The 9,481-nt window shown below is 64.1% G+C and carries 12 protein-coding genes; 4 read left to right on the top strand and 8 right to left on the bottom strand.

Features of this window, described 5'->3' with window-relative positions; translation table 11 throughout:
- The first annotated feature begins 107 nt into the window (after nt 1–107).
- The 3 genes from rodA to RTQ83_RS12080 are packed head-to-tail and all read left to right on the top strand — an operon-like array spanning nt 108 to nt 2,715.
- Entirely contained in the window at nt 108–1,226 is a 1,119-nt protein-coding gene (gene rodA, locus RTQ83_RS12070) for a rod shape-determining protein RodA (RefSeq protein ID WP_312514686.1), read from the top strand.
- Nucleotides 1,227–1,243: 17 nt separating this feature from the next.
- Complete coding sequence (locus RTQ83_RS12075; RefSeq protein WP_312514688.1) at nt 1,244–2,281, top strand: septal ring lytic transglycosylase RlpA family protein; 1,038 nt, start codon at nt 1,244–1,246, stop codon at nt 2,279–2,281.
- On the top strand, nt 2,281–2,715 hold the full coding sequence (locus tag RTQ83_RS12080) for a barstar family protein (protein ID WP_312514690.1): 435 nt from the start codon (nt 2,281–2,283) through the stop codon (nt 2,713–2,715). The genes RTQ83_RS12075 and RTQ83_RS12080 overlap by 1 nt, the downstream gene beginning before the upstream one ends.
- A 313-nt stretch (nt 2,716–3,028) precedes the next feature.
- On the opposite strand, the gene RTQ83_RS12085 is transcribed toward RTQ83_RS12080, so the two are convergent.
- Together RTQ83_RS12085 and RTQ83_RS12090 are read right to left on the bottom strand one after the other, a co-directional pair.
- Entirely contained in the window at nt 3,029–3,487 is a 459-nt protein-coding gene (locus tag RTQ83_RS12085) for a hypothetical protein (RefSeq protein WP_312514692.1), read from the bottom strand.
- Between the two features lie 11 nt (nt 3,488–3,498).
- Nucleotides 3,499–3,996 carry a lysozyme gene (locus RTQ83_RS12090; protein ID WP_312514694.1) on the bottom strand — a complete coding sequence of 166 codons (498 nt, stop codon included), beginning with the start codon at nt 3,994–3,996 and terminating at the stop codon, nt 3,499–3,501.
- A 167-nt stretch (nt 3,997–4,163) separates the two neighbouring features.
- Here RTQ83_RS12090 and RTQ83_RS12095 point away from each other — a divergent pair, with 167 nt between their 5' ends.
- A complete protein-coding gene (locus RTQ83_RS12095) occupies nt 4,164–4,655 on the top strand; it encodes a type VI secretion system tube protein Hcp (protein WP_312514696.1) in 492 nt (163 codons plus the stop codon).
- A 151-nt stretch (nt 4,656–4,806) separates the two neighbouring features.
- On the opposite strand, the gene RTQ83_RS12100 is transcribed toward RTQ83_RS12095, so the two are convergent.
- The 6 genes from RTQ83_RS12100 to argS all read right to left on the bottom strand — a co-directional run.
- Entirely contained in the window at nt 4,807–5,556 is a 750-nt protein-coding gene (locus RTQ83_RS12100; protein WP_312514698.1) for an SPOR domain-containing protein, read from the bottom strand.
- A complete protein-coding gene (locus RTQ83_RS12105; protein WP_312514700.1) occupies nt 5,550–6,296 on the bottom strand; it encodes a type III pantothenate kinase in 747 nt (248 codons plus the stop codon). Before RTQ83_RS12105 ends, RTQ83_RS12100 begins: the two co-directional genes overlap by 7 nt.
- Entirely contained in the window at nt 6,293–7,057 is a 765-nt protein-coding gene (locus RTQ83_RS12110) for a biotin--[acetyl-CoA-carboxylase] ligase (RefSeq protein WP_312514702.1), read from the bottom strand. The genes RTQ83_RS12105 and RTQ83_RS12110 overlap by 4 nt, the downstream gene beginning before the upstream one ends.
- Nucleotides 7,054–7,845 (bottom strand): SDR family oxidoreductase, encoded by a 792-nt coding sequence (locus RTQ83_RS12115; RefSeq protein WP_312514704.1) that lies wholly within the window; start codon nt 7,843–7,845, stop codon nt 7,054–7,056. The genes RTQ83_RS12110 and RTQ83_RS12115 overlap by 4 nt, the downstream gene beginning before the upstream one ends.
- A gap of 16 nt (nt 7,846–7,861) precedes the next feature.
- A complete protein-coding gene (locus RTQ83_RS12120; protein ID WP_312514706.1) occupies nt 7,862–8,551 on the bottom strand; it encodes an SPOR domain-containing protein in 690 nt (229 codons plus the stop codon).
- A gap of 80 nt (nt 8,552–8,631) precedes the next feature.
- The coding region (argS, locus tag RTQ83_RS12125) for an arginine--tRNA ligase (protein ID WP_312514708.1) at nt 8,632–9,481 on the bottom strand (850 nt) is incomplete at its 5' end.

Genomic DNA, 9,481 nt, shown 5'->3' on the forward strand with positions numbered 1-9,481 from the left:
GCACCGGCCACTGGCAGCCAGCCTGCGCCAGCCCGGGCGCGTGCTCCCGCACCGGCGCCGGCCCCGGTCGTCGCCAGCGCCGCCACCACCACCCGAACCGAGTAGCCATGGCCCATATTCCCGAACGGCGCTCGCTGCGCCGCCGCCTGCGCCCGTACTTCGCCGTGTTCGACGGCCCGCTGGCGCTGATCCTGTTCGTCCTGATGGCGATCAGCATGATCACCATGACCTCGGCCGGCGCCGACTTCCCGGACCGGGTCGAGCACCAGATCCGCAACTTCCTGCTGTCCTTCGTGATCATGTGGATGGCGGCGAACATCGCGCCCCAGACCATGATGCGTCTCGCGGTGCCGATCTACACCATCGGCGTCACGCTGTTGCTGGCGGTGGCGATGTTCGGCCTGATCAAGAAAGGTGCGCGGCGCTGGCTGCACATCGGCGTGATCGACATCCAGCCGTCCGAGATCATGAAGATCGGGGTGCCGCTGATGCTGGCCTGGTACTTCCAGACCCGGGCCCAGGTCGCCGGCTGGAAGCACTACATGGTGGCGGCGGTGATCCTGATGATCCCGGTCGCCTTCATCATGAAGCAGCCCGACCTCGGCACCTCGCTGCTGGTGGCGTCCTCGGGCCTGTACGTGATCTTCCTGGCCGGCCTGTCGTGGAAGGCGATCGCCGCGCTGGCGGTGGCCGGCGTGGCCAGCCTGCCGGTGGGCTGGTCGATGATGCACGACTACCAGCGCGAGCGCGTGATGACGCTGATCGATCCGACCTCCGACCCGCTGGGCAAGGGCTTCCACATCATCCAGTCGGTGATCGCGATCGGCTCCGGCGGCGTGTCGGGCAAGGGCTATATGCAGGGCACCCAGGGCTACCTCGAATTCGTCCCGGAACGCACCACCGACTTCGTGTTCTCGGTGTATTCGGAAGAATTCGGCCTGATCGGCAACCTGGTGCTGTTGTTCGTTTATCTATTGATGATCGGACGCGGCCTGATGATCGCGGCCAATGCCCCGAACGCCTTCGGGCGCCTGCTGGCCGGTTCGATCTCGATGATTTTCTTCACCTATGCCTTCGTCAACATGGGCATGGTGGCCGGTATTTTGCCGGTAGTCGGGGTGCCGCTGCCCTTCATGAGCTACGGCGGCACGGCATTCATCACGCTCGGCCTTGGCGCCGGCATATTGATGAGTATTCAAAGACATCGTAAACTGGTGCAGACGTAATAGATGGAGGACGACCCATGGCCGTTCGAAGAAACATCCCGGCGGCCCTGGTTACCGGATTTGCAGTACTACTGGCCGGTTGCAGCACCACCGGCGAACATAAACCACTGATCCCCCTGCCCTGGCCGCACAAGCCGACCGCCAAGCACGGCCCGGCACCGAAGCTGCCCGCGGCCAACTCCGGCCGCGGCGGCTACTACAAGGACGACGGCCCGGGCGACGACATCCCCGACGGCCTGCTCGACGTGCCGGACGCGATCGTCAAGGACGAACCGTATGCCAAGTGGGCCAACCGCCCATACTCGGTGTTCGGCAAGACCTATACGCCGATCCTGCACCAGGACGCCTTCACCCAGCGCGGCGTCGCCACCTGGTACGGCGTCAAGTTCCACGGCCAGCGCACCTCGTCGGGCGAAGCCTACGACATGTACAAGATGACGGCCGCGCACCCGACGCTGCCGATTCCTTCCTATGTGCGCGTCACCAGCGTCGACAGTGGCAAGTCGGTGGTGGTGCGCATCAACGACCGCGGCCCGTTCCACTCGAGCCGCATCATCGACGTCTCGTACACGGCGGCGCTCAAGCTTGGATTGCTGGGCAAGGGCAGCCACGAAGTCGAGATCGAGCGCCTGTTCCCGAACGACCCGACCCGCATCGCCACCGCACGCCGTGAGGCGGTGTCGAAAGTGCAATCAGCGCCGCCAGATATCGCGGCCTTGATGCTGGAGGACCGGGTCGAGGCGCAGGCGCTGGCGGCGCAGATGGAGCCGGTGATTACCGATATGCCGGCGGCGGCGAATGCGTCGGGCGTGCCGGCGCCGGCGGCCAGCGGGTATTACATCCAGCTCGGCGCGTATGGGCGTCAGGGGACTGCCGAAGCGCTCAGCGAGAAGCTCGCGCGCGCTGGGATCGATTTGGGAACGCTGGAAGTGGTGAAAGTGGGGGCGCTCAATCGGCTGTATGGCGGGCCGTTCCCGACGCGGGCCGATGCGGCGGAAGCGGCGCGTGCGGTGCCGGTGGACTTGGGGCTGAAGCCGATCGTGGTGCGGCGCTGATGCCCAATGACGATGCGCCGCCGCAGACCCTGACGATCGACGGCGCCAGCGTCCACGACATCGCTTCGTTGTATGCGGAAATCAACCGGGTATTCATGACGGGCGAGGACTGGCAGCTCGGGGCCAGTCTGGATGCGCTGGACGATATGTTGTACGGTGGCTATGGCGCCCTGCGCGGCAAGGCACCGGTGCTGGTCCTGTGGCGCGATATGCACATCAGCCGCAGCGCCCTCGGCATCGAGGCGACGCGCGCCTATTATCTCGACAAGCTCCAGCATCCGCAGCGATTCAAGCCGGGACCGATACGTGCGTCGCTGGAGCGCCTCGGGCAGGGCGGGCCGACCTATTTCGACCTGGTGCTGGAAGTGTTTGCCGGTCATCCGAACATCACACTGCGCGCCGAGGACAGTCTGGGCCAGACCAGGCTGGAATGACAGGCCATGGCCGGACGCATCAATCGCGTTGTCGTACAGCGGCATCCCTGAAGTCGTCGGCGACGCCCGCAATGCGCGTGCGCGTGGCGGCATTGATGCGGCGGTGCTCGCGTCCCGGGCAGCGTCCCGGGCCAGTGTCGAAAAGCGCGTCCCGGGTCAGCGCCGAAAAGGGGGACACGGACTCAACTATTCTTACTGTTTAGCTCGTGTGCACTTTTCGGCACTGACCCGAATTCCACTGGTTCCGGGTCCAAGTACATGCCATGCTAGCTGGCCGGTTGACATGGCGTTGTTTGCAATACGCAGTACCGGCTCAATTACTGATTCGAACGGCATCGAAAAACCATCCCTGCCAGAAGACAACAAGACGATTCCGATTTTTGATGAAGACCGACGTGCAGCTAAGGTCGACAACCGTCACCGGATTGGGAAGCCCTAGTTTTTTTGAACTTGCATGAAATTCGTCGCGGAGATGAAGTCTTGGTTCAACCTTTTGCGCTTCGAATCCTGTTTCTCCACAGTCAGTTTTCCCAAATTGGACTTTATTCTTATTTATCGTGAGAACATGACCGAGTAGTTGTTTTGCTTGACGTTCATCTAGGGACGTTATTTCAGCGCCGTCAAGAGCAGCAGTCAAGCGCCATTCACCAGTCACACTGCGTTCGATTGATTCTGACGCATGAGCGAAAAGCGGTGTCGATAAGGCGAGGACGGTAATAAATGAAAGAATTCTCGCAATCTGGGTAAGGGCGGTTAGACGAAGAAAAGACATTTTCGATTTCCTTATTCGCTGGCAGCGGCTTTGGCAGGCGTGGTAAGAAACGGCGCACTTTCCTCAGCGCGGCGCTTGATAAGTCCAGGCGCTGTCACATACTTTTTTTTGCCTTTTTCAATTACTGCGACTTTGATCATCAGCGACATGTTGGCGGCTGCACCTTCGAAGTCGCCTTTATTGACAAGGTGAAAGGTAGTGCGAGCGCCTTTTGCGCCGGTGTTGTACGCCAAGCTACACAGTGCGTCAAATTGGTCTTGGTTCAACGGAACAGTGATTTGACGGCGAATAATTCCCTCCGTTTCAACAAGCTTTCGCTCGTATTCCTGATCTACCATCTCAGCTGATACTTTTCGTCCCAATTCTTCCGGGGTGCATACCCCTTTATGAGCAAGGATGCCCACACCCCACGTACAGTGCCCTTTGTTCTTGCCCATATCGTTGTAATACCGATATATCGCTTTCTCGGTAGCCCGCATGCGCGCGCGTGCTTCAGGCGACATTTTCATCGTGGCATTCGGGCTCGGTGGCCTACCCTTGCTACTGGTCATGTCTAGCTCCGTCGTCGAGACAAATTCTCAATTTATCATTGAATTTGACAGGGCTGTTGATACTGCATAAGCGGATTCAGTATTAATTGGGACAATATGGTTGCTCAACAAATACAGGAGGAATCATGGCAATCGACGTCTATCTGCAAATCGATGGGATCAAAGGAGAGTCGCAGGATGATAAACACAGGGACTGGATAGAATGCGAGTCAGTGAATTGGGGGCTTATTCAGCCGAGAAGCGCAACTGCATCGACCGGAGGCGGCCATACTGCAGAGAGAGCGGAACTGGAGGAGATAACGTTCAGCAAACTGGCTGATTTATCATCACCGATTTTGATGCAAACCTGTGCAATGGGGAAAACTATTCCAAAGGCTAAATTCGAATTCATGCGTGCCGATGGAAATGGGAATCCGGTTCGATATTTTGAGATCGATCTCGAAAACGTACTCATTGGAGCAATCTCTCCAGGTATTGAAGCGGGTTCGATTCTGGGTGAGCATGTCAGCCTCAAGTTCTCCAAGGTGAAGTGGAAATACACTCAGCAGAAAATTGGCGGTGGCGGAGGTGGCTCGACTGTCGGTGGCTGGGATTTAGCGGCCAATAAAGTTGCTTGAGCAGCTACGTAGCAAAACGCCCCGGCATTCCCGGGGCATTCTTGTTTCAATAGACTAACATTCCTATACCAAGTCCATAAGTGCCAGAGAACCGAAAGATTCACGACCATGTTCATGGTAACGAATCCGACTGTTGCAACAGGCTGCGACCTCAGTCGCAGTTTTGGACTGCGGCACCACTGAAATCGTCGGCAATGCCCGCAATGCGCGTCCGCGCGGCTGCATCGATGCGCCGGTACTGGAACGCCGTGCGCGTGGTCTGCGGCCCGCGCGGCAGGATGCGCACGCCGCGCACGCCCTGGCGTCCGAGGTCGGCGGCCAGTTTCTGGGCCGCGCCTTGGGTTTTGAACACACCCAGCGAGATCGCATAGCGCAGCGGCGAGTCGCCTTGCATGATGAAGAAGTTGGACACGCCGAGTTCCTTTAGTTCGGCGGCGCGGCGCTGGGCGCCTTCGCGGCCGCCGTTGGGCGGCAGGTAGACCAGGCGGCTGGTCACTTCCTGGAATGGCGTCTCGACGCGCGACGGGCGCGCGTCCAGGTTCAGGCGGTTGACGCGCGATTCGAAGCGGCGTGCGTCGGCGGTCGAGAACGGACCGGCCTGGACGCAGGCGACCAGTTGCGGCGCCGGGGAAGGTGGGGCAGGCGGGGCAGCCGCTGCAACCGGTTCCGGTTGCGGCGCCGGTGTATCCGCTTCAGCCTGCGCCGGTTGTTCTTCTTCCACGCTGTCAGCGGCGGCCTTGGCCTCGGCAGCCGTCAGCAGCACCATGCGCTCGCCCGCCAGCTGGTTCTTCAGGCGCGCCGGTTCATGCTCCTCGGCGCCGGCCGGTCCCAGGTAGCCCTCGCGATAGGCGAACAGGGCGGCGTTGGCTGCCACCAGGGCCCAGAATACGAATTTCAGCACCGGTTCTCCTCTCCTTTCCAGGTGGCCGCCGCGTGCAGGCCGACCAGCACGATGTTATCGACCGCCAGGTACGGGACCTTGAGGTTCGGGACGATATAAGGCGCCGCGCCGCCCGAGACAATGCACACCTGCGCGCCGTGGCCCGCCACCGCACGCTCGATCGCGCCCGCTTGCGCCGACAGGCAGCCGGCGGCGATGGCGTCGTCGGTATTGTCGCCGAACAGCGGGGCAGGGGCGGTTCCGGCTGCAACCAGCGGCAACTGCGCGGTATTGCGCGCCAGCGCAGACGCCATCAGGGCCAGACCGGGCAGGATCATGCCGCCAACAAAACAGCCGTCGGCACGCACCGCATCGACCGTGGTGGCGGTGCCGCAAGTAGCCACGATCAGGTCCTGGCCAGGGGCCAGCGCACGCGCGCCGATGGCGGCGGCAAAACGGTCGGACCCGAGGCGGGACGGTTCGCGGTAGCCGTTGCGCAGGCCGGCGCGGGTCGGAGTCGAGGCGAACCATTCGACCTCCATACCGGCCGGCAGCGCAGCCGCGATCCGTTCGGCCAAGGCAGGACCAGCCACGTTCGAGACCAGCGCACGCGTGCATCCGCGTGCGGCCCATTCAAGAGCGATGCGATCGAATTCCGCATGCAGCCCGGCGCCGGCGGCGCGCCAGGCGCCCAGCGCCGCGCCTTCATCCACCAGCGCCCACTTGATGCGGGTATTGCCGGCGTCGACCAGCAGCATCATGCTTTCACGCGCAGTGACACGTCGCCGGCCAGGATCGGGATGCGGCCAGCATCGGTGTCGAGCAGCAGGCGGCCGCTGTCGTCCACGCCGGCGGCGCGGCCTTCGTGCAGCACGGCGCCGTTGTCGAGCAGGACCACGGTCTGGCCCTGCCAGGCATGGCGCAGGTTCCAGCGCGCGCTGAAGGCGGCGAAGCCGTGTGCGGTGAATTCGTGCAGGGCAGCGGCCAGGCCGTCGAGCAGCGCCGCCATCAGCTCGTCGCGCTCCATGCGCGCCAGCCACGGCACGCCGGCGGCGCTGCGGCCCAGCTGCGCTTCCATCTCGTCCGGCATCAGGAGATTGAGGCCGATGCCGATCACGCACCAGACGCCGCCGCCCGGCGCCGACTGGGTCTCGACCAGGATCCCGGCCAGCTTGTCGCCATCCTTGAGCAGGTCGTTCGGCCATTTCAGCTGCACCTGCTGGCCGAGCGTGCCGAGGGTTTCGGCCAGCGCCACGCCGATCGCCAGCGGCAGGCCGGACAGCGCCTGCGGGCCGCCCTCGAAACGCCAGGCCAGCGAGAAGGTCAGCGAACCTTCGGGCGACGACAGCCAGCTGCGGCCAGCGCGACCGCGGCCGGCGGTCTGGTTCTCGGCGACCAGCAGCAGCGGCGCGTCGAGCTGCGCCGCGCGCGCCATCAGGTCGGCATTGGTGGAGCCGGTCTCGCGTACGACTTCAACGGCGACGCCGGACTTCGACAGGTTGAGGATGGTATCGGCGTTCATGCTTCGTCCTTGCGATGTTTGGTGGGGGCGCGCGAGAACGCGAAATCGAATACCACGTTGGGCAGCAGCCGCAGCAGCTTGGCCACGAGGCCCATCTGCCACGGCAGCACGCGGTAGCTGGCGCCACGCGCGATGACGTCAACAGCCTGCGCCGCGAAGCGCTCGGCCGGCATCAGGAAAGGCATGGGAAAACGGTTCTTGCTGGTCATGGGTGTGGCGATGTAGCCGGGGGCGATGGTCACCACCCGGATGTTGGTACCGCGCAGTTCGAGGCGTAGCGATTCACAGTAGCTGTGCACCGCCGCCTTGCTGGCGCAGTAGGCGCCGGCGCCGCGCATGCCGCGGATACCCGCCACGCTGCCGATGCCGACCAGGCGGCACGGGTTGGATTGCGTACGCATGGCGTCGACGAAGGGCGCAAAGGTGGCAACGGTGGCGTTGACGTTGGTGGCGAAGACGGTGTCGAACACGCTCAGGTCGGCCGCGCGTTCGGTCAGGGTGCCGTGCGAGATGCCGGCGCTGGCGATGACGATGTCGGCGCCGCCATTCGCGGCGATAAAGTCGGCGGCGGCCGCCTGCAGGGCAGGGCGGTCGAGCACATCGACCGCATACACGCGATGGCGTTCGGGATCGGGCAGCGATGCGGCCAGCGCCTCGAGCGCATCGCGGCGCCGCCCCAGCAGGCCGAGCGTGGCACCGCGCGCTGCATACGCGCGCGCCAGCGCGGCACCGATGCCGCTCGAGGCGCCGGTGATGAAGACCCGGTCCCCTGTCTGCGGCGCGTGCATAGGTGGAGTGAGAGCGTTAGCGCTGGTTGCGGACGATGGCGACGTCGATGCCGCTGTCGAGCAGCTTGGCGCGCGCCTTGTTCACGGCTTCGACCTGGTTGTACGGGCCGACGCGCACGCGATGCAGCACGCCGCTGTCGGTGGTGCGGTCGGTGATCGCGGCTTCGAAGCCGAGCAGGGCCAGCTTGGCGCGGGTGTTCTCGGCGTCCGACATTTCGCGGAAGGCGCCGGCCTGCAGATAATAGATGTAGCCGTCGGTGACGGCGGCCGCCGCACCGCTCGGCGCTGCGGTATTCACCGGAGCTGCCGGCGCAGGCGCGGCGCTGGCCAGCTTCGGCTGCTCCTGCATGCCGGCGATGGCCGCGCCCAGCGGGTCGGAATCGGCGGCGGCGGCCGGTGCGCGCGCCGGGGCTGCCGGCGCAGCGGGGGCGGCAGCCGGCGCGGCGCGTTCGGCCAGCACGCGGTTGGCTTCGCGCGCGGCGTCGCGGTTGCCGTACAGCGGCTTGTTCGGATCGGTGGCCTGGCTCGGCTCGAGGTCGGCCGGGCGGCCCATCTTGTTGGAACGCTCGGTGAAGGGCGAGGCGCCCTTGGTGATCATGAGCGCGACCGCCACCGCGATGCCCAGCCCGATGATCAGGCCGATGATGATGCCGGTCAGGGTGCTGCCGCGCTGGCTGCGCTTCGAGAAGGAACGAATGGCGGTCATGTTGCTTTCGATTGGTTCGGGAGGGAGTGAAGTCGGCACGATGCGGCGCCGGGCCGCATCGTACGCATCACATCGTTACATTACATCTTGTCCGGCGCCGAGACGCCGATCAGTGCCAGGCCGTTGCGCAGCACCTGGCGGGTGGCGGCGGCCAGCGCCAGGCGCGCCAGCTTGAGCGCTTCGTTGTCGTCCAGCAGCCACTTGTGCGCGAAGTAGTAGCTGTGCAGCTCGCCGGCCAGTTCGCGCAGGTAGAACGCGACCTGGTGCGGGCCCAGCTCGGCCTGCGCGCGCTGCAGCATCTCCGGGTAGGCCGCCAGCTTGGCCAGCAGGCTCGATTCGTGCGACTCGGTCAGCGGCGACAGGTCCACATTGGCCAGGGTGGCGACGTCGCCGCCCCAGTTGGCCAGCGCCGAGCAGATGCGCGCGTGGGCGTACTGCACGTAGTAGACCGGGTTCTCGTCGTTGGTCGCGAGGGCGACGTCAACGTCGAACACGAACTCGGTGTCGGCCTTGCGCGAAATCAGGAAGAAGCGCACCGCGTCACGGCCGCGCGTCACGTCGCCATTGCCCGACCATTCGATCAGGTCGCGCACGGTGACATACGAACCGGCGCGCTTCGAGATCTTGACCTCTTCGCCGTTTTTCATCACGGTGACCATCTTGTGCAGCACGTAGTCGGGATAGCCCTGCGGGATGCCGATGTTCACCGCCTGCAGGCCGGCGCGCACGCGCGCGATGGTGCCGTGGTGGTCGCTCCCCTGGATGTTGATCGCCTGGTCGAAGCCGCGGCGGAACTTCTGGATGTGGTACGCCACGTCCGGCACGAAGTAAGTGAAGGTGCCGTCGGACTTGCGCATCACGCGGTCCTTGTCGTCGCCGTAGTCGGTGGTCTTGAGCCACAGCGCGCCGTCCTGCTCGTAGGTCTTGCCG

Source organism: Massilia sp. (assembly GCF_031995545.1).
In the GTDB taxonomy this organism is placed as follows: domain Bacteria; phylum Pseudomonadota; class Gammaproteobacteria; order Burkholderiales; family Burkholderiaceae_D; genus Telluria.